The 19684-nt window shown below is 72.0% G+C and carries 18 protein-coding genes; 5 read left to right on the top strand and 13 right to left on the bottom strand.

The features are described from left to right. The first annotated feature begins 139 nt into the window (after window positions 1-139). Window positions 140-2008: a flavin-containing monooxygenase gene (locus QSK39_RS24490; RefSeq protein ID WP_285480163.1), complete on the top strand. Its 1869-nt coding sequence runs from the start codon at window positions 140-142 to the stop codon at window positions 2006-2008. 15 nt (window positions 2009-2023) lie between these two features. Here the strand turns inward: QSK39_RS24490 and QSK39_RS24495 are convergent, their stop codons facing one another. The 10 genes from QSK39_RS24495 to QSK39_RS24540 are packed head-to-tail and all read right to left on the bottom strand — an operon-like array spanning window position 2024 to window position 11476. Continuing rightward, on the bottom strand, window positions 2024-2743 hold the full coding sequence (locus QSK39_RS24495; RefSeq protein ID WP_285480164.1) for an SDR family NAD(P)-dependent oxidoreductase: 720 nt from the start codon (window positions 2741-2743) through the stop codon (window positions 2024-2026). An 11-nt stretch (window positions 2744-2754) separates the two neighbouring features. After that, on the bottom strand, window positions 2755-3585 hold the full coding sequence (locus QSK39_RS24500) for an SDR family NAD(P)-dependent oxidoreductase (protein ID WP_285480165.1): 831 nt from the start codon (window positions 3583-3585) through the stop codon (window positions 2755-2757). Next, on the bottom strand, window positions 3582-4322 hold the full coding sequence (locus QSK39_RS24505) for an SDR family NAD(P)-dependent oxidoreductase (RefSeq protein ID WP_285480166.1): 741 nt from the start codon (window positions 4320-4322) through the stop codon (window positions 3582-3584). Before QSK39_RS24505 ends, QSK39_RS24500 begins: the two co-directional genes overlap by 4 nt. Before the next feature lie 32 nt (window positions 4323-4354). Next, the gene (locus tag QSK39_RS24510; RefSeq protein WP_285480167.1) at window positions 4355-4783 is read right to left on the bottom strand and encodes a carboxymuconolactone decarboxylase family protein; all 429 of its coding nucleotides are present in this window, start codon (window positions 4781-4783) and stop codon (window positions 4355-4357) included. Next, complete coding sequence (locus QSK39_RS24515; RefSeq protein ID WP_285480168.1) at window positions 4780-6381, bottom strand: flavin-containing monooxygenase; 1602 nt, start codon at window positions 6379-6381, stop codon at window positions 4780-4782. Before QSK39_RS24515 ends, QSK39_RS24510 begins: the two co-directional genes overlap by 4 nt. A 14-nt stretch (window positions 6382-6395) precedes the next feature. Continuing rightward, window positions 6396-7346 (bottom strand): SDR family NAD(P)-dependent oxidoreductase, encoded by a 951-nt coding sequence (locus tag QSK39_RS24520; RefSeq protein WP_285480169.1) that lies wholly within the window; start codon window positions 7344-7346, stop codon window positions 6396-6398. 40 nt (window positions 7347-7386) lie between these two features. Continuing rightward, window positions 7387-8904 (bottom strand): class I adenylate-forming enzyme family protein, encoded by a 1518-nt coding sequence (locus QSK39_RS24525; RefSeq protein ID WP_285480170.1) that lies wholly within the window; start codon window positions 8902-8904, stop codon window positions 7387-7389. A 14-nt stretch (window positions 8905-8918) separates the two neighbouring features. Further along, complete coding sequence (locus QSK39_RS24530; RefSeq protein WP_285480171.1) at window positions 8919-9980, bottom strand: cyclase family protein; 1062 nt, start codon at window positions 9978-9980, stop codon at window positions 8919-8921. 7 nt (window positions 9981-9987) lie between these two features. Next, window positions 9988-11232, bottom strand: a complete 1245-nt coding sequence (locus QSK39_RS24535) for a cytochrome P450 (RefSeq protein WP_285480172.1) — start codon at window positions 11230-11232, stop codon at window positions 9988-9990. Between the two features lie 13 nt (window positions 11233-11245). Further along, complete coding sequence (locus QSK39_RS24540; protein WP_285480173.1) at window positions 11246-11476, bottom strand: ferredoxin; 231 nt, start codon at window positions 11474-11476, stop codon at window positions 11246-11248. A gap of 156 nt (window positions 11477-11632) precedes the next feature. On the opposite strand from QSK39_RS24540, the gene QSK39_RS24545 reads away from it, so the two are divergent. Further along, on the top strand, window positions 11633-13513 hold the full coding sequence (locus QSK39_RS24545) for a helix-turn-helix domain-containing protein (RefSeq protein ID WP_285480174.1): 1881 nt from the start codon (window positions 11633-11635) through the stop codon (window positions 13511-13513). 6 nt (window positions 13514-13519) lie between these two features. On the opposite strand, the gene QSK39_RS24550 is transcribed toward QSK39_RS24545, so the two are convergent. After that, window positions 13520-14131, bottom strand: coding sequence for a TetR/AcrR family transcriptional regulator (locus QSK39_RS24550; RefSeq protein WP_285480175.1), 612 nt, complete (start codon window positions 14129-14131; stop codon window positions 13520-13522). Between the two features lie 175 nt (window positions 14132-14306). Between QSK39_RS24550 and QSK39_RS24555 the strand changes: the two genes are divergently transcribed. Further along, window positions 14307-16106, top strand: a complete 1800-nt coding sequence (locus QSK39_RS24555) for a flavin-containing monooxygenase (protein ID WP_285480176.1) — start codon at window positions 14307-14309, stop codon at window positions 16104-16106. Window positions 16107-16208: 102 nt separating this feature from the next. On the opposite strand, the gene QSK39_RS24560 is transcribed toward QSK39_RS24555, so the two are convergent. Next, window positions 16209-16646, bottom strand: a complete 438-nt coding sequence (locus QSK39_RS24560) for a hypothetical protein (RefSeq protein WP_285480177.1) — start codon at window positions 16644-16646, stop codon at window positions 16209-16211. A gap of 138 nt (window positions 16647-16784) precedes the next feature. Here QSK39_RS24560 and QSK39_RS24565 point away from each other — a divergent pair, with 138 nt between their 5' ends. Then, the gene (locus QSK39_RS24565) at window positions 16785-17891 is read left to right on the top strand and encodes an acyl-CoA dehydrogenase family protein (protein ID WP_285480178.1); all 1107 of its coding nucleotides are present in this window, start codon (window positions 16785-16787) and stop codon (window positions 17889-17891) included. A gap of 71 nt (window positions 17892-17962) precedes the next feature. On the opposite strand, the gene QSK39_RS24570 is transcribed toward QSK39_RS24565, so the two are convergent. After that, window positions 17963-18736: an SDR family NAD(P)-dependent oxidoreductase gene (locus QSK39_RS24570; RefSeq protein ID WP_285480179.1), complete on the bottom strand. Its 774-nt coding sequence runs from the start codon at window positions 18734-18736 to the stop codon at window positions 17963-17965. A gap of 140 nt (window positions 18737-18876) precedes the next feature. Here QSK39_RS24570 and QSK39_RS24575 point away from each other — a divergent pair, with 140 nt between their 5' ends. Beyond that, on the top strand, window positions 18877-19662 hold the full coding sequence (locus QSK39_RS24575; RefSeq protein ID WP_285480180.1) for an SDR family NAD(P)-dependent oxidoreductase: 786 nt from the start codon (window positions 18877-18879) through the stop codon (window positions 19660-19662). Window positions 19663-19684 lie beyond the last annotated feature (22 nt).

Below are 19684 nucleotides of genomic sequence, written 5' to 3' on the forward strand. Positions count from 1 at the left end.
GGACTGCGATTCCTGGCGCCGACGTTCCACTCTGCGGTGCCGCGGCTTGACCGGAAATCTCTCCGCGTCTAGGTTCTTGGCGAATTTCAGTTCACTGTTTCGACCACGGCGATGACGCCGGAGACGGGATGGACGGCCGATGTCTCTGCCCGAGCAGACTGTGGACGGTAGCGGTGAAACGAACGGGCTCTGGCACCCGGCGGACCTCGAGGGCTTGCGAGCCCGCTACCGGGCCGAACGGGACCGCCGGTTGCGCCCGGAAGGCACCGGACAGTTCGGCAGTACCCTGCCGGGCTCCGCGTTCGCGGACTACGCAAGGGATCCCTGGTCGCCAGTCACCCCGCGGGAGCCGGTGACCGGCGACGTGGACGTCGCCGTCGTCGGCGCGGGCTTCGGCGGGCTCACCACCGCGGCGCAGCTGCGCCGGTCCGGGATCGCGTCGATCCGGATGATCGACACCGCCGGCGACGTGGGCGGTACCTGGTACTGGAACCGCTATCCCGGCGTCGCGTGCGACATCGAGTCCTACATCTACCTGCCGTTGCTGGAAGAGGTCGGCGCAATGCCGACCCGCCGCTACTCCCCCGGCGAAGAGATCCGCCGGCACGCGGTCACCCTCGCCCGGCACTTCGACCTCTACCGGGACACGCTGTTCCACACGGAGGTGACCGCCGTCCGCTGGCTCGACGAAGAGGACCGGTGGCAGATCGGCACCGACCGCGGCGACAGCTTCCGCGCCCGGTACGTCGTGCTCTCCGGTGGCCCCTTCTCGGCTCCGCGGCTGCCGGGGATCCCCGGCATCGACCGATTCGCCGGACACGCCTTCCACACCAGCCGCTGGGACTACGGCTGCACCGGCGGCGGGCCGGGCGACCCGCGGCTGGACCGGCTGGCCGGCAAGCGGGTCGCGGTGATCGGGACGGGCGCGACCGCGGTCCAGGTCGTCCCGGCACTGGCCGGGCAGGCCGGGCACCTCTACGTGGTCCAGCGGACCCCGTCCGGAGTGGACGTCCGCGACGACGGGCCGACCGACGAGAGCTGGTGGGCCTCGCTCCGGCCGGGCTGGCAGAAGGAACGCCGCGAGAACTTCCAGGCCCTCGTGCACGGCGCGGGCGCCGAAGAGGACCTCATCGGCGACGCCTGGACCGACACCGCGCCGGTGCGCGGGACCGCCCGCCTGGCCGCGGCCGCGGGCGCGGAGGACCCGGCGCTGGCGATGGAGCTGGCCGACCACCAGAAGATGGCGGAGATCCGCGCCCGCGTCACCGACATCGTCGAGGACCCGGAGACGGCGGCCGCCCTGCAACCCTGGTACCGGCAGTTCTGCAAGCGGCCCGCGTTCAGCGACCGGTACCTGCAGGCGTTCAACTCCGACCGGGTCGAGCTCGTCGACACCCGCGGCCGCGGCGTGGACGAGGTCACCGAAAAGGGCATCGTCGTCGACGGAACCGAGTACCCGGTGGACGCGATCATCTTCGCGACCGGGTTCGACGTCGGCTTCGACGTCGTGGCCCGCACCCGCGGCGCCGACCTGCGCGGCCGGCAGGGCGTTGCCCTGGCCGAGGCGTGGGCGGACGGAATGCGGACCTTCCAGGGCTGGGTCTCCCGCGGTTTCCCCAACCTCTTCCACCTGGGCACCTCGCAGAACACCTACTCGGTGAACTTCGCGCACACGCTGGAGGAGCAGGGCACGCACATCGCGGCCGTCGTGGCCGAGGCGGAACGCCGCGGCGACGTCCTGGTCGAACCGAGCGCGGCGGCCGAGGAGGCGTGGCAGCACACGATCGCCACCGGCGCGCCGATCGCCGAGGCCACCTTCGCCTTCGACGCCGAATGCACCCCGGGTTACTACAACCAGGAAGGCAGGCCGCGGCGCGGCCCGCAGTTCTACCCCGCGGGCCCGGCCGCTTTCCACGAGCTGATGGACATCTGGCGCCGGACCGGCGGGATGGACGAGGTGCTGGGCACTCCGGCCCGTACCCGCGACGGCGGACAAGAAAGGGCTTGACCGCCCGGTCGTGGATCAGCGGGTGGTGAACGAGCCTCCGTTGACGTGCAGGACCTGCCCGGTGATGTGCCGGGCGTCCGGACCGGCGAGGAACACCGCCAGCCCGGCGACGTCCTCCGGGGTGCCGGCCCGCTTGGTGTGGGTCGCCTCGACCAGCCCGTCGACCATCCCGTCCGGCAACGGCGTGCCGGCGTAGAACTCGGTGTCGGCGACGTAGCCGGGCACGATCGTGTTGGCGGTGATCCCGCGGGGCCCGACCTGTGAGGACAAGCCCGAGATCCAGGACTGCACCGCCGCCTTCGCGGCGGAGTACGGCATCGGAGCGAACTCCGCCGCGGCCGAACCCGTCGCGATGATCGCGCCGCCCGCCGGCATCCGCGGGAGCACGGCCGTGGTGGTGAGCACCGTGCCGAGCAGGTTGAGCGCCAGCGATCGCGTCCACCAGTCCGCGAGGTCGGCGAGCGGACCGTCCGGGGACGGACCGCGGAGGTTGCCACCGGCGACGTTCACCAGCACGTCGACCTGGCCCTCGAGCCCCGCGGCGAACGCGGTCACCGCGGCGGGATCGGCGGCGTCGCACGCCACTCCCGCGGCCCCGATCGCGGCCGCGGCCTTGCCCGTGCGCTCGGCGTCCCGTCCGGTGATCACGACCGCGTCACCCGCGGCGGCGAACCGGGCCGCGATCGCCCGGCCGATCCCGGTGGTGCCTCCGGTGACGACGACCTGCCTCGGCATGGTCTCCCCTCTCATCCGTTCGGAACGTCCGGCGCCCGCGCGGCCGCGTACTCCGGGCTCGCGGTGCCCGGGTTGACCTTGCCCATGCCCGGGAAGCCGATCGCGTAGCCGCCGTCGACCGGCAGGACCGCGCCGGTGACGAACGACGCTTCGTCGCTGGCGAGGAACAGCACGGCGTTCGCGATCTCGTCGGAGAGCCCCCAGCGGTCCATCGGCACGCCGGCGGGCCGGGCGATGCCCGCGGGCGGCTCGGCGTGGACTCGGCTCAGCGGGTGCAGGCCGGTCCAGATCGAGCCAGGCGCCACCACGTTGACCCGGATGCCGTCCGCCGCGTAGTCCAGCGCCGCGGAGACCGACAGCTGGTTCACCCCCGCTTTCGCGGCCCCGTAGACGCTGTGGTGCCGGTAGCCGACCAGCGAGGTCGCCGACGAGACGTTGACGATCGAGCCGCCGCCCGACTGCCGCATGGCGGGGATACCGGCCTTCATGCACAGGAAGACCCCGCGCAGGTTCGTGGCGTGCACCCGGTCGAAGTTCTCGGTGGTCTGCTCGTGCAGCGGCATCAGGCCGCCGCCGAAGCCGGCGTTGTTCACCAGCACGTCGAGCCGCCCGAACGTCTCGACCGTCGTGCCGATCATCCGCTGGACGGCCGCTTCGTCCGCGACGTCGGCCCGCACGCCGATCGCCGCGTCCCCGATCTCCTCAGCGACGTCCAGCGCGTTGGCGCTCCGGCCGACGACGACCACGCGGGCGCCCTCGGCGGCGAAGCGCACCGCCGTGGCCTTCCCGATGCCGGAGCCGCCGCCGGTGACGACGGCGACCTTGTCCCGCAGGCGCGTCACCCGAAGAACCGTCCACCGTTGACGCTCAGCGTGTGCCCGGTGACGTACGCCGCTTCCTCGGAAGCGAGGTAGGCCACGGCATACGCGACGTCCTCCGGCCGGCCCGCCCGCTTCATCGGCATCCGCGACGCGACTCTGACCGGGTCGCTGACGTTGCGGCGCATCAGCGGGGTGTCAACGAAGCCGGGCGGCACGTTGTTCACCGTGATGCCCTTGTCGGCGAACTCGGTGGCGAGTGCCTTGGTGAAGCCGATGATCCCGCCCTTGGCGGCGACGTAGTGGGCCATGTTCGGCGACCCGCTCTGCGTCGAGGACGAGGAGATGTTCACGATCCGGCCCCAGCCGGCGTCGAGCATGTCGCCGATGATCGCCTTGGTGACCAGGAACGGTCCCTTGAGATCGATCTCGATCGTCTCGTCCCACTCCTCTTCGGACAGTTCGAGGAACGCCTTGTACTTGGTGATCCCGGCGTTGTTGACCAGGATCGTGACCGGCCCCAGTTCGGCGCGCGTCCGGGCGGTGGCCTCGGCCACCGGAACCGTCTTGGCGCAGTCGGCCTCGATCGCGATGGCCTTGCCCCCCGCCTCGCGGATCCGCGAGACGGTCTCCTCCGCACCTTCGCCGTTGAGGTCCCACACGGCGACAGCTGCTCCTCGCTCCGCCAGGACCAGTGCGCTCGCGCGTCCGATACCGCTTCCGCCGCCGGTGACGACGGCGTTCCTGCCTTCGAGAGACATGCCCGTTCCTCTTCTTTGAGTGGTCTGCCGTGTCAGTTCTCGCCGAGCGCGGTGCGTGCGGCGGTGCGCGCCGCGACCGCGCGCGGGAAGCCGGCGTACCCGGCGGCGTGGTAGATGACCTCGGAGATCTCGTCGCGGGTCAGCCCGTTGCCGAGGCCGATCTTGACGTGGCTGCTCAGTTCCTGCTCCGCGCCGAGCGCGATCAGGATGCTGATGGTGACCAGGCTGCGGTCCCGCCGGGACAGCCCGGGCCGCCCCCAGAGCTGGGCCCAGATGCCGACCAGTCCGATGTCGACGATCTCGTCGGCGAGCCGGCCGTCGCGGCGGTCCGGCGGTTCGCCGTCGGGGCCTGCCTCCCGCACCGGCGCGTCCGGGAAGGCCGTGCGCAGGACGTCGGTCATGACCTCGTTGCCGAACTTGCGCAGGTCGGTGTCGGTGGTCTGTCGCAGGGAGTCGGTCACGCCGGTGCGCCGAACTCGAACACCGGGAAGCCGGCCGCCGCGGTCTCGGTCGCCACCTTCTGCATGTTCGACCGTCCCGTGGGGTTGAGCAGCTGCTTGCGCGGCTTGCCGGGGATGTTGGCGCCGTAGAAGTAACTGCTCTCCAGGAACGACGACCGGCCCGCCTGGTCGTTCATCAGCGTGGTCCACTCCTCTTCGGCCGCGGCGCTGACCTCGGCCACCACGGCGCCGTGCTCCCTGGCGTGCACCATCAGAGCGGTCACGAACTCCACCTGGTCGCCGTTGTAGCGGGGGTTGTTCCCGGTCGAACCGTGCGGACCGCCGGGGAAGAAGAAGTTCGGGAAACCCGCGCTGGCCAGGCCCAGGTAGGTGCGCGGCCCGTCCTTCCAGTAGTCGTCGAGGGCCAGCCCGGCCCGCCCGCGCACGCCGAGCTTGTTCAGCGCGCCGGTCCCGAAGTCCCAGCCGGTCGCCCAGATGACGACGTCCGCGTCCCGGACGACGCCGTCCGCGGTCTCCACCCCGGTCTCGGTCAGCTGGACGAGGGGGGTGTCCCGCAGGGAAACCAGCCGGACCGAAGGGTTGTTGTAGGCCTCGTAGTAGCCGGTGCCGAACGGCGGACGGCGCCCGCCGTAGCCGTGGTCACGCGGGATCAGCTTCTCGGCGGTCTCCTGGTCCCGCACGGTCTCCCGGATCTTGCCCGCGACGAAGGCACACCATTCGCCGTTGACCTCGGGGTTGTGCAGGAAGTCGATGTAGTTCGTGCTGAGCTTGCGGAACCCGCCCGACTTCCACAGCTTCTCGAAGAAGACCGCCCGCTCTTCGGCGGTGTCCGCCTCGGCGTAGCGGTTGGGCAGCTCGTGCAGGAACCCGGACGGCGAAGTCTCGAGAGTGTGCTTGACCGCCTCGTAGTCCCGCTTGAGCTCGGCCTGCCGGGCCGCGGGGATCGGCGCGTTGTTCAGCGGTGTGCACCAGTCCGGGGTCCGCTGGTACACGGTCAGCGACTCGACCACGTCGGCCAGCGCCGGGACGAGCTGCACACCGGACGAGCCCGTGCCGATCAGCGCGACCCGCTTTCCCCGCAGGTCCACGGCGTCCGCCGGCCAGCGCCCCGTGTGGTACTGCACGCCGCGGAACACGTCCTGGCCCGGGACGACCGGGCGGAACGGCACCGACAGCACGCCGGTCGCGGCGACGACGTAGCGGGAGCGGTACACCTCGCCGGAGCCGGTCGTGACCGTCCAGGTCCCGGCACCCTGGTCGTACACGGCGGAGGTCACGCGCCGGCCGAGCCGCAGGTCGCGACGCAGGTCGAACTTGTCGACGACGTGGTTGAAGTACCGCTCGACCTCGGGCTGGCCCGCGTACTCCTCCGACCACTCCCACTCCTCCCACAGCTCGCGGGAAAAGAGGTAGCCGTAGCTGTAAGACTCGGAATCGAAGCGCGCCTCGGGATAGCGGTTCCAGTACCAGGTGCCGCCGACTCCCTCGGCCTCGTCCAGCAGCAGCGCCGAGAAGCCCTCCTGGCGTGCCCGGTAGAGCTGGTTGATGCCGGTTACGCCGGCTCCGACGATCAGGACGTCCACCTCGGTGTCGCTCACGGTGCCCCTTCCCTTCACTCTGCCGGGCGCAGGTGCGCCATGAACGTGCCGGTGAAGTCGCCGAGGCTCTGCGGGACGAGGTAGCCCTTCTCGTCGGCGATCTCGTCCAGGTGGGCGGCGACGTCCTCGATGGACGGCGCAGCATCGGTGCTCAGCCAGCCCGGGGTGGCGCCGAGGAAGAGCCGGCTGAACCGGTGGGCGCCGGCAGCGAAGATCTCCCCGGTGACCGGGCAGTTCTCGTGGGCGAGCAGGCCCACCATCGGCGCGACCAGCGCCGGGTCCAGGGTCTGGGCCATCGCGGCGGCCGCCGCGTCCACCCCGCCGGTCCCGCCCACCCCGGCGCTGGTGTCCGGGTGCCCCGCCATCCGGGTCCACGCGTTGGGCGCGATGACGTTCGCCTTGATGCCGTGCGCGGCACCCTGGGTGGCGAAGTTGCGGGTCAGGCCGATGATCCCGGACTTCGCGGCGGCGTAGGCCAGGTTGCCCGCGAGCCCGAACATCCCGACCGAGGTGGTCGTCACGATCCGGCCGTGGCCGGCCGCCACGAAATGCGGCCAGGCCGCCCGGACCACGTGGAAGGAGCCGAGCAGGTGGACGTCGAGATGGGACTGCACGAACGCCTGGTCCGCCTCGGGCAGCTCCAGCCAGCGCATGATCCCGGCGTTGGCGACGACCGCGTCGATCCGGCCGAACGTGTCCCGCGCGGTGTCCACGATGGCCTGGCCGCCCTCGGGGGTCGACACGTCGCTCGTGTTCGCGACGGCCTCACCGCCTGCCGCGACGATCTCGTCGACGACCTGCTGGGCGGGACCGGTGTCGGTGCCGGAGCCGTCCATGGCTCCCCCCAGGTCGTTCACCACCACGCGGGCCCCGCGCCCGGCGAGGTGCAGCGCGTAGGCGCGGCCGATGCCGCGCCCCGCGCCGGTGACCACCACGACGTGGCCACCGAAGTCGTACTCGGACATGCTGTGTAGTCCTTCTCTCGTGAGGGATGGGGCGGGAGCGTCAGGTGACGAGCCGGAACCGGCGCACCTTGCCGACGCTCGTGCGCGGCAGCTCGTCGATCAGCGTCCAGTCCCGTGGGCGCGCGGCGGGCGTGAGGTTGCGAGCCGCCCACTCGTCGAGTTCGGCGGGTGAAGGCGGCGCCGCGGCGTCCCTGGCGACGACGTAGGCGACCGGCACGACGTCCCGGACGGCGTCCTCGCGGGACACCACCGCGACCTCCAGGACCCCGGGTGCCTGGGCGAGCACCGCCTCGACCTCCGTGAGGCTCACGTTCTCCCCCGCCACCTTGATCACGTCGTCCACCCGGCCGACGAAGCGGAGCAGCCCGTCCGTGCCCCGGGAGACGAGGTCGCCGGTGGCGAACCAGGTGCCGTCGGCGGTCTTTTCGCGGAAGACCTTGGCGGTGAGCGCCTCGTCGTCCAGGTAGCCGGCGAAGAGATCGACGCCGGGGGTACCGAGCACGAGCAGCTCCCCCGGCGCGTCCGCCGGACCGCCGGTGCCGGCCTGCTCGAGCCGGATCCGCCGGCCCGCCACCGGCTGCCCGATGACGTCGTGCCGGGCGAGCTCGCCGGTGTCCGCGCACACGATCGCCACCGTTTCGGTCATGCCGTAGAGCTGCCGCGGGCGGGCCCCCACCAGGTCGGCGAACTTCCGGTGGTGCTCACGGCCGAGGCTCTGCGCGAACCACACGTGCTCGAGCGCCAGCGGCCGTTCGTCCGCCGGGACCCGGGCGAGGATCATCCGGATCGGGGCGGCGAACAGGCTCGCGTGGGTCACCCCCAGCTCGCGGGCGTGCCGCACCCAGCCGGACGCGCTGAACACCGCGCTCAGCGCCACGCTCGCGCCGGCCGCCATCGCCGGGGCGAAGCAGTAGTACTGGGCGTTCGCGTGGAACAGCGGCAACGTGACGTGCCAGCGGTGCCGCGGCTCGAGAGCCACGGCCTCCGCCATCACGCGGGCCACCGTGGCGTAGGCGGCCTGGGTGAGCACGACCCCCTTGGGCGCCGAGGTGGTGCCGGAAGTGAACATGACGGCCAGCCGGTCGTCCGGCCGCACCACCGCGGGCGCGAAGACCGGGCCGTCGAGCGGCCCGCCCGCGGCGGTGTCCGCGGCGTCCTCGGCCAGCTCGATCACCGCGGGCACGCGCCCGGCGGCGCCCTCCCGGTACGGCGCGCCCCGCGACGCGGCGCAGATCCCGGCCGCCGGCGCGACCCGGCGGACCTGGCTCGCGATGTCCCTCGCCGTCGACTGCGGGTCCACCGGTACCAGCCAGGCCCCGAGCCGCGACGCGGCCAGCCACAACGCCACGAACGCCGGGCAGTTGCGCAGGACCACGTGCACCGCGGAGCCGGACCGGACGCCGGCGGCGTGCAGGGCGCCGGCGGTCCGGGCGACGACCGCGTCGAACTCCGCGTAGCTCCAGTCCGACCGGACACCGGACTCCGCGCGGAACACCAGGAACGGACGGTCGCCGTGGTCGCGGACCGCCGACTCCCAGACGCGCTGGAAGGTCGTCATGGTTCGCCGGCCGCTCAGACGGTGGCGACGGGCGTGAGCGGGCTGCCCTGGGTACCCGGCAGCCGCAGCGGCGGAGCGGTGAGCAGGAACCGGCTCCGCTCGTGCTCGTGCAGCCAGTCCGCCAGGTCCTGCAGCAGCCACAGCTCGCCCAGCGGGACGCCGAGCTTGAACAGGCAGTGGTGGTGGATCGGCAGCAGCGTCCCCGGGTTCTCGGCGTCCGGCGCCGGCCGGGCCATCCCGACGCCCTCGACGGCGGAGTTGTCCGAGATCAGCGCGGACAGCTGCGAGTCGGTGATCCACTGCAGCACCGCCGGGTCGTAGCCGTCGAGGTACGGGCCGATCTGGTTGACCGTGGCCGGATCCGGCCTGCCGTTCCACTCCAGCAGCTGCTTGTCCGTGCCGGTGTGCAGCAGCACCATGTCGCCCGGTTCCACGACGATGCCGTCCCGGTTCATGATGTCCTGCAACGTCGCCAGGTTCACCGGCTGGTTCGCCGTCCCGAGGTGGCGGGACAGGTCGATCAGCACGCCACGGCCCTGTACCCCGTGCGCGGCCATGTGTTCCATGCCGAGGTGGCGGGCGACGCTCGTGCTGCCGCTGCCGTCGCCCCGGGCGTCCTCCACCGGGCCGACGATGTCGACGTGCGCGCGATAACCGTTGTAGTACACGGCTTCCGGCACGCCGTCGGCATCCGCGTCGAACTCCGCACCCTGGTGGGCCAGCGCGTCCCACTGCGTCGAGTACTGCATCCAGAGCGTGACCTGGTCGTCCGACCACACGTCGTTGAACCCGGGGTGGATGAACTCCCGGGCGATCATGTTGTAGAAGGACGCCGGGTTGTGCTTGAGGTCCTCGGTGGGCTGCACGACCGGCGGGTACCGCCGCTGGTTGCTCGACGAGCCGCCCGGCAGGTCCAGCGGCAGGCTGAGGCCGAACGTGCGGCCCTCCTGTACTTCCGCGATCCCTTCGAGCACCTTGTGCTTCGTGAGGAGGTTGATCCGGCCGAGCTCGTCGTCGTCCCCGAACTCGCCCCAGTTGGACCCCGGGGGCCGCTGCTTCCACCGCTGAGTGCTCATACCCGCCTCACCACTTCACCGGGAGCTCGTAGATCCCGTACGCCTGCGAATCTTCCTTGAACCGCAGCGAATCGAAGTCCGCCGCGAGGGACAGCGTCGGCACCTTGGTGAACAGGCTGCCGAACGCGACCTGGAGCTCGATCCGGGCGAGCTGCTGGCCGACGCACTGGTGCGGACCCCAGCCGAAGGCGAGGTGGTGCGAGGCCCGCCGGGACAGGTCCAGCCGCGCGGGATCGGGGAACGCCTCGGGATCGTGGTTGGCGATCGGCAGCGCCGCGATCACGCCATCGCCCTTGCGGATGGTCACTCCGGCGATCTCGAAGTCCTCCAGGACCGCGCGCCGCGCCAGCAGGTGCGCGATGGTGAGGTACCGCAACAGTTCCTCGACGGCGTTGGCCACGAACCGCTCGTCGCCCGCGTTCTCCCGCAGGGCCGCCAGCTGGTCCGGGTTGCGCAGCAGCAACGCGGTGCCGAGGGTGATCATGTTCGCGCTGGTGTCGTGTCCCGCGACCAGCAGCATCAGGCCGAGGCGCTGGGCCTCGTCCATCGCCAGCACGCCTTCCTTGATCTTCTCGCCGAGGTCGGTGAGGACGTCCTCCTGCGGATCGTCCATCTTCTTCTCGATGAGGCCCTGGATGTACTCGCGCAGCGCCTTGTTCGTCGCCGCGCCCTCTTCCGCCGTCTTGGTCGTGGAGTTGACGACCGTCGCGTGCTTCTGGAAAAAGGTGTGGTCTTCGTAGGGCACGCCGAGCAGGGCGCAGATCATGAGCGAGGGCAGGGGCAGTGACACCGCCTCGTTCAGGTTGGCCGGGTTCGGTCCTTCGAGCATCCGGTCGATGAGTTCGTCGGTCATCTGCTGGATCTCGGGCCGCAGCAGGGCCATCCGCTTGCGGGTGAAGGAGTTCGTGAGCATCCGCCGCCAGCGGGTGTGCTCGGCGCCGTCGGTGTTGTTCAGCCCCGGCTCCATGTGCGGCGCGTGGGCCTTCATCGACGGCGTCGTGATCGGGTAGCCCGGCGCGCTGATCCCGGCGCTGAGCTTGTCACTGCTGAGCAGCTGCCGGGACACCTCGTGCGAGGTGGACATCCACGGCGTCTCGCCGTCCCACTGGCGCACCCGCACGAGGGACTCGCCGGTTTCGTGCAGGGCCAGCAGGCCGGGCGGTGGGAGGAAGGGGTTCTCGCGGGAGCGCGAGGACGGGAACTCGGGGAGGTCGCCGGCGGTCTCGGTGGCGCCGCTTGCGGTCTCGGTCATCGGTGTCTCCAGCTCACTCGGCGACGGTGGCGGTGGGAATCGACCCGGTTCGCTCGACGATCGTGATCGCCATCGCGGGACAGACGGCGGCGGCCTGGCGCACGTCGTCGGCGAGCTCGGCGGGCGGGTTCTCGTCGAGCAGGACGGCGATCCCGTCCTCGTCCCGCTGGTCGAACACCTCCGCCGCGGCCGCGACACACTGACCGGCCGCGACGCACTTCCCCTCGTCGATGAGGATCTTCATTCGGTGTCTCCTGCTGGATGGTGGGAGCGGTGATCTGTCCTGGGGCCCGGGTCTCCCCATGGCACCACAGCCGGGCGATCGAGACGATGGATAAAGTGCACCGTTCTGAAGCCTGGGGTGGTGGAAGGTCTCCCCCGGAAAGGGCATACTCGGGAAGTGACCACCGCAGACGCTGGCACCTGGCTCCACCTGCTCGACGCACACGGCTCCGCCGAGGCCATCGAGGACCTCCGGCGCGAGCTGATAGCGCGAGGGACGGCGGAGGACGCGGTCGAGGACGACGCCGAGCGGGCCCACCGGATCCAGCGCAGGCTCGCGGCCCACCAGCGCTACATCGACGAGCTGACGGTGCTGGACGACCTGGCCCGCCGGCTCACCACCCTGCGGGAACCCGGCGATGTCCTGGAAGAGGTCGCCGGCCAGGCCCGCAGGCTGCTGGCCGTCGACGTGGCGTACCTGATGCTCGTGCAGCCGGACGACACGCTGCGGACCGAGGTCGTCTCCGGGGCGTACGGGACCGGGCTGCGCGGCATCGTGCTGCCGCGCGGCACCGGGCTGGCCGGTGAGGTACTGCGCACCGGAAGCCCCTGGACCAGCGAAGACTGTCTCGCCGACCCGGCCTTCCCACACGACGAGGCGGCGGATCTGGCGGCGGACGGCGAGCACCTCGGCGGGCTGCTCGCCGTGCCGCTGCTCGCCGGCGGCACCACCACCGGAGTGCTGTGCGCGGCGGCCCGCGGCCGGCGCCGGTTCGGGCCGCACGACGTCGAGCTGGCCGCCCGGCTCGCCTCACACGCGGCCGTCGCCATGTCCAACGCGCGGCTGTTCGAGCAGTACCGCGACGCGGTCAGCGAACTGGAGCAGGCCAACACGTCGCTGCGCCGCACAGTCGAGTCCCGTCAGGCGGTCAACGACCTGCGTGACCGCCAGAGCAGGCAGCTGATCGAGGGCGGCCGGTTCGCCGACTTCCTGCGCGAGCTGCGCCGCTCGGTCCGCGGCACGGTCGCGGCGTTCGACCGCGAGGACGTGCTGCTCGACGGCGATCCCGGGCTGGAGCTGGCCACCCTCACCGGCGGGGTGACCGGGGCGGCGATCGCGGCCAGCCAGTCTGCGCAGCTGTGCGTGGACGGCCCGCGCGGGCCCGTGGTCGTCACCGCGATCGGGCTGAGCACCGGCTACACCGGCTGCGTCGTGGCGACGGTGACACCCGAGGAAGGCGTCGACGACGTCGCGGGATTGTCGGCGGTCACGGCCACCTCGCTGGCCGTGTACGTCGCCACCCAGATGTCCATCTACGAGGCCGACCGGCGGACCAGGGGCGAGCTGCTGGGCGCGCTGATGTCCACGGAGCAGCCGGAGGACACGATCCTGCGGCGCGCGGTGAGCGCGGGTGTCGGGTTCGACGGGCTCACCGCGGTGGCGGCGTTCGACCTCGGCGGGGACACCCGGGCCGTCGCGGCGCTGGCCCAGCAGGTGGCGGACGCGTTGGGCGGCTGGAGCGCGGTGTACTCGGGCACGGCCGTGGCGTTGCTGACCGGGGCCACCACCGACGGCGTGCGGGCGGCGGTCGCCAAGCTGACCGCCTCCGCGCCGGCGCCGACCGTGGGGATCAGCGCGGCGTCGGGCGGGGTGGCGGGCGCGCGGGCCGGTGTCGAGGCCGCGCGACAGACCGTCGCCGTGCTCGAGGCGCTGGGCCGGCCGGGAGAGTGCGTGCTCGCCGGCGAGCTCGGGGTCTACCGGTCCCTGTTCAGCACCGCCGGGCGAGGCGAGATCCGGGCCTTCGTGGCCGACACGGTGGGCCCGCTGCTCGACCACGACCAGGGCCACGGCACCGATCTCGCCCCCACCCTCACCACGTTCCTCACGATCGGGCAGAACCACCGCCGGGCCGCCGCGGAGCTGCACGTGCACCCGAACACGCTGTACCGGCGGCTGGAGCGGATCACCGCCCTGCTCGGCGACGACTGGCGAAAGGCGCCCCGCACCCTGGAGGTGCAGCTCGCGCTGCACCTCCACGCCCTGCTCGACAAGGTCTGACCGGGCTCAGCCGGGCTCCTTCGGAACCGTGCTCGTCACGATGCCTTCGAAGACCGATCCCACGGCTCGCGCGAGCCGCTCGCGGTGCGGAACCAGCGCGATCGGGCGCCCGATCGACACGGCCATCTCCTCGTGGGCCAGGCGCTGCGCGGCGTTGATCGCCGCCGCCCGCACGCGGATCTCCAAGGCGCCCGGGTCCAGCCCGAACCGCTGCGCCAGTACCGCGGCGAGCACCGGCTCGGCGCGGTCGTGCACGACCAGCCACACCGCTCGCAGCCCGGGATCGGTCACCGCCATCCGGACGAGGTCGCTGACCAGCAGGCCATCGTCCACCGCGACGTCGGGCGGCAGCTGGTAGGTGCGCCGCAGGTGGTCGGCGAGCGACACCTCGCCCGTCCAGCGGCGCAGGGCGGCGACGTAGGCGTCCACCGTCATGGCGAGCAGCGGCTCGGCGCACGCCTCCTTGGTCCGGAAGTAGCGCCAGAGGGTGCGCACCGAGATGCCGGCGGCCTCGGCGATCTGCTCGCCGGTGGTCGCCGCGATCCCCCGGGAGCGGAACAGCCGGACCGCCGCGCGCGAGATCTCCAGCTGCAGCCGCTCGCGGCTGCTCTCGCTCATCGGCGGTCTGCCGCGCCGAGACCCGGCCGTCGTCCCGGCCATGATCACTCCCGTAGCCAAGTGCAATTGAGGACTATGAATTTCACGCGATCAGATGTTAACTGTCACTACGCGCCACTATAGCGAATCTTGGTGCGCACCCCCTGAAGGACGAGCGACGAGGACGACGCCGCCTATGGCCGAGCGAGAGCGGACAGCCGAAAGCGGGACCTGGGGTCCCGAAGACGTGGAGAAGATCCGGGCGCGGTACCGCGCCGAACGGGACAAGCGTCTCCGCCCGGATGGCGCCGCGCAGTACCTGCTGCCCACGGGTGATCTCACGGCCTACGCGGTGGATCCGTGGTCGGAGCCGCCCGCCGGGCGTGACCCGGTCACCGACGACGTGGACGCCGTGGTGCTCGGCGCCGGCTTCGGCGGGCTGGTCGCCGGCGCGCACCTGCGCAAGGCCGGCCTGAAGCGGATCCGCCTGGTGGACATCGCCGGCGGCGTCGGCGGGACCTGGTACTGGAACCGCTACCCCGGCGTGGCGTGCGACATCGAGTCCTACATCTACTTGCCCCTGCTGGAAGAAGTCGGCGAAATGCCGACCCGCAAGTACGCTCCCGGCAGCGAGGTCCGCGCCCACGCCGAGCGGCTCGCCGAGCACTTCGACCTGCTGCGCGAATCGTTGTTCCACACCGAAGTCACTTCGCTGCACTGGGACGACGAACTGGGCCGCTGGCGTGTCGGCACCGACCGCGGGGACGCGTTCACGGCACGCTACGCGGTCATCTCGAGCGGCCCGTTCAACCGGCCCAAGCTGCCGGGCATCCCCGGGATCGAGAAGTTCCGCGGGCACTCCTTCCACACCAGTCGCTGGGACTACGCCTACACCGGTGGCGCCGAGGGCGTCAGCGAGTACCCCGGCCTCGCCGACAAGCGGGTGGCCGTGATCGGCACCGGCGCCACCGCCATCCAGGCCGTCCCCGCGATCGCCCCGCATTCCCGGGAAGTCCTTGTGGTGCAACGGACTCCGTCGACCGTCGACCGGCGGGACGACCGCGAGACCGACCCGCAGTGGTGGGCCGGGCTGGAACCGGGCTGGCAGCGCGAGCGGCGGGAGAACTTCCTCGCCCTGATCACCGGTGGTGTGGCGGAAGAGAACCTGGTCGGCGACCAGTGGACGGACTCCGCACCGGTCCGGGGCCGGCAACGGCTGCGCCGGGGTACCGGCGAAGACGTGGCGTTCGCCATCGAGGTGGCCGATCACGAGAAGATGGCCGAACTGCGGGCCCGGGTGGCCGAGATAGTCGAGGATCCGGAGACGGCGGCGGCGTTGCAGCCGTGGTACCGGCAGATGTGCAAGCGCCCCGGCTTCAGCGATCGCTACCTGCAGGCGTTCAACCGCGACAACGTGCGGCTGGTGGACACGGCAGGCCAGGGCGTCGAACGGATCACCGAGAACGCGCTGGTGGTCGACGGGGTCGGCTATCCGGTGGACGTCATCGTGTTCGCCACCGGCTTCGAGATCGGGGCCGATCCCGCCGTGCGGGCAGGTGCGGACGTACGCGGGCGCGGCGGGATCACCCTCGAGCAGTACTGGGCGGACGGCCTGCGCACGCTGCACGGCTGGGTCAGCCGGGGCTTCCCGAACCTGTTCCACCTCGGCAGCACGCAGAACGCGGTGTCCGTCAACTTCGTCCACGTGCTCGAGGAGCAGAGCGAGCACGTGGGCTCGGTCGTGGCGGAAGCCGAACGGCGCGGCGGGGTCCTCGTGGAGCCGGCCGCCAAGGCCGAGGACGGCTGGGTCGAGACGATCCGGGCGCGGGCCATCGACATGCACACGTTCCTGTCCGAGTGCACCCCCGGCTACTACAACTTCGAGGGCAAACCTAGGAAGCGCGTCGAGTCCTTCGGCGGCGGTCCCGTCGAGTTCCTCGCGCTCGTCCGCGCGTGGCGCGCCGACGGCGGGATGGAAGACGTCCTCTCCGGCTGAGGTTCGCGGGACCGGGCCCCGGCCCGGTCCCGCAGCCGTCGCGGAGCGATTCCCTGTCGCGGCAACGGGTTCGGACACCGACGCGACCTCGCCGGACACGGCCTAGACCGTCGAGTCCGCGCCGGTCAGCCAGCCGGCCACCTGCCGGACGTATTCCCGGTAGCCCGCCAGCGCGCGGGACACGACCGCGGCGGCTTCGTCGGGCTCCACGTCGAGCGAGAGCTGCATGAGCACGTGATGGGGCCCTTCGACGGGCGCGAGCGCGGCGGCCACCTCCGCGTCGATGAGGCCGATTCGACACGCCGCCTCGAAGGACTCCGCCGGGGTTCGCGGTGCCGACGGCACCACCGCGCAGTTCACCGCGAAGGCGAGATCGGCCAGCAGCGCGAGGACCCGCTCGATGACGAGGCCCGCGGTGCTGTCCCGGGCGAACCGGTTCCCGTCGATCGGTCCCAGCGACTCCAGCTGGGTGATCGACCTGCGCATGGTGATGAGGCGGTGCGCCATCGCGGGACGGTCGGGCGCCGGCGGTCCGGTCATCGCGTCAGCCTGCCACGCCCGGGCGCCGGGCCGCCGCCCGCTCTCCCGCTCGGTGGAACACACACCCGTCACTGTCCCGAAATCCGCAAAAAGGGATACTCTAATGGTCGAGACGGAACGACGAAACGGAGTGCGCCGGTGGACTTCGAGCTCAACGCGGAGCAGCTCATGCTCCGCGAGGCTTCCCGACGAATGCTGGCCGAGCGGGCACCACTGGACCGGGAGCACATCGACCGGGGCGAAACCGTGTCCGTCCCCGGGCTGTGGCAGCTGGGGGTCGAGCTCGGCTGGACCGGTCTCGCCGTCCCGGAGGGGTACGGAGGCACCGGCCAAGGCCTGACCGAGCTGATCCTGGTGGCCGAGGAACTCGGCCGCGCCGCCGCGCCCGGCCCGTTCGTGCCGACCGCCCTCGTCGCGCTGGCGGTGTCCCGGGCCCACGGGGCCGCCCTGCGAGCCGAGGTGCTGCCCGAACTCGCCGAAGGCACGGCCGCCACCTGGGCGTTCGCCGAGCCCGGCCGGGCCTGGGCGCCCGAGGAGATCGGGACCACGGCCCGCGCGGTCGACGGCGGGTTCGTGCTGGATGGCGTGAAGTCGGTGGTCCAGGACGCGGCGGACGCCCGGTGGCTGCTGGTGACCGCGCTGGCCGGGACCGAGACGGCGACGCTGCTGGTCGACCGGTCGGCCCCGGGGGTGTCGATCCGCCGGCACCAGGCGATGGATCCCACCCGGACGTTCCACGAGGTCCGGTTCGAGGGCGTCCTCGTCCCCGCCGAGCGCCTGGTGGACAGCGGGGCCGACGCGAGCCGCCGGTTGCTCGACGACGCGTCGATCCTCACGGCGGCGGACGCGCTCGGAGTGATGGAGCGGTTGCTCACCCTCACCGTGGACCACGTGTCGGCGCGGGTGCAGTTCGGCCGGCCGATCGGCTCCTTCCAAGCGGTCAAGCAGGCGTGCGCCTCGATGGCGATGGACGTGCAAGCCACCCGGGCGGCCACGTACTACGCGGCGATGGCGGCGGACGCGGGCGCCCCGGACGCCGCCCGCGCGGCCTGCGCGGCGGCCTCCCAGGCGGGCTCGGCCGCGCGCCGGGTGGCCGGCCATGCGCTGCAGCTGCACGGCGGGATCGGTTTCACCTGGGAGCACGACCTGCACCTGTACCTGCGACGGGCCATGGTGGACGCGGCACTGCACGGCGACCCGGCCCAGCACGACGAACGCCTCTGCGGCCTGCTGCTGGCGGGCTGAGCAGGCTGGGCCGCGTCAGGCCGGTGACGAGCGCGATCCGGGCGGCCAGCCGCCCTGTCACGGGTTTCTCCTCAGGCCATCGACATGCCGCCGTTGACGCGGATGACGTGTCCGGTCACGAAGCGGCTGGCCGGTGCGGCGAGGTACAGCACGGCGTAGGCCGAGTCGACCGGCTCCGTGATCCCCGCCAGCGGTGACGCCGACGACATCCGGTCGGTGAGGCTCCCGAACGCCGCATCGTCGGCCGCGGCCGCGCGGGTCATGCCGGTCTTCGTCCAGCCCGGCGCGATCCCGTTGACCCGGATGCCCCGGGGACCCAGTTCGACCGCGAAGGTGCGAGTCAGCGCTTCCGCGCCCTTCTTCGTCGCGGTGTAGGTGCCCGTGCCCGCGGTGCTGAAGTCGATGATCGTCGACAGGGTGTTGATGATCGACGAACCGGGTTCCATCACCCGGGCCGCCGCCTGGGTGCCGTGCAGCACGCTCTCCAGGTTGACCGCCACGAGGTGCCGGAACTCCTCGGTCGAGACCTCGAGCAGCGGACGGCGGCGCATGATGCCCGCGTTGTTGAGCAGGACGTCCAGCCGCCCGGCCTCGTTCACCGTCTTCGCGACCAGGTTCTCCACCGCCGCCCGGTCGGCGACGTCCACCTGGGCCGCAATCGCGTCCCCGCCTCCGTTGGCGATGTCCTTGGCGACCCGCTCGGCCGCTTCGCCGTCGACGTCGGCCACCACCACCCGCGCTCCCGCGGCCGCGAGCACGGTGGCACTCGCTTCGCCGATCCCGCTGCCGCCGCCGGTCACCAGAGCGACCTTCCCGGTCAGCCGGAATGCCTCGGTGATGTCCATGAACACTCCTCCACCGGGTCCGGTAGCCGATCACCTCTCGACCCGTCCTGGCTTAATTTACTACACTCAATTACGTCCGGCCGGTCTCTGCCGCCCCGCTCCGGGCGGGCTGCCCGGGCACCCGAGTGGAGGATTCGACGATGACCGCACCCGCCGACCTGATCTTCGACTACCCGAACCTCCTGCGGCTCGACGGCAGGCACGTGCTCGTCCTCGGCGGCGGGCTCGGCATCGGCCACGAGGCGAGCGTCGCCGCCGCGGCCGTCGGCGCGAACGTCTCTGTCGTCGACACCGACGCGGAACGGGCGAAGCGGGTCGCGGACGAGGTGGGCGGGCTGCCGCTGGTCGGCGACGTGACGCGCCGGGAGGACGTCGAGCGGATCGTCGCCGACGCCGTCGCCCGCTACGGCCCGCTGCACGGACTGGCGGACATCGTCGGGATCTCGGACTTCGCCACCATCGCCGACTCGGGCGACGAGGTGTTCGACCGCGGGATCGCCCGCAACCTGCGGCACGTGTACCTCGCGATCCAGATCGGCTCGGCGGCCATGTCCGGTGGCGGCTCGATCGCCGTCGTCGGTTCGATCGCGGGCATGCGCTCGGCGCCGAAACACGCGGTCTACGGCGCCGCCAAGGCCGCGGTGTCGAACCTCGCCGCGTCCGCGGCCGTGGAGCTGGGCCCCGCCGGCGTACGCGTGAACGTCGTCGCGCCCGGGCAGACCTACACCCCCAGGATCGCGCAGCGCCACCCCGAACCGGACTACTACGAGAAGGCGGCGCTGCCGGTGCCGCTCGGCCGTGTCGGCGCCCCCGGGGACATCGCGTCCGCGCTGCTGTTCTTCCTCAGCGACCTCTCCCAGTGGATCACCGGCCAGACCCTGGTGGTGGACGGCGGAACCAGCCGCAACTACCCCTACCCCATCTGAGCGCCGAAACGGCGTGGCCCGG

This window comes from Amycolatopsis sp. NBRC 101858 (assembly GCF_030269325.1).
GTDB classification, from domain to species: Bacteria; Actinomycetota; Actinomycetes; order Mycobacteriales; family Pseudonocardiaceae; genus Amycolatopsis; species Amycolatopsis ponsaeliensis.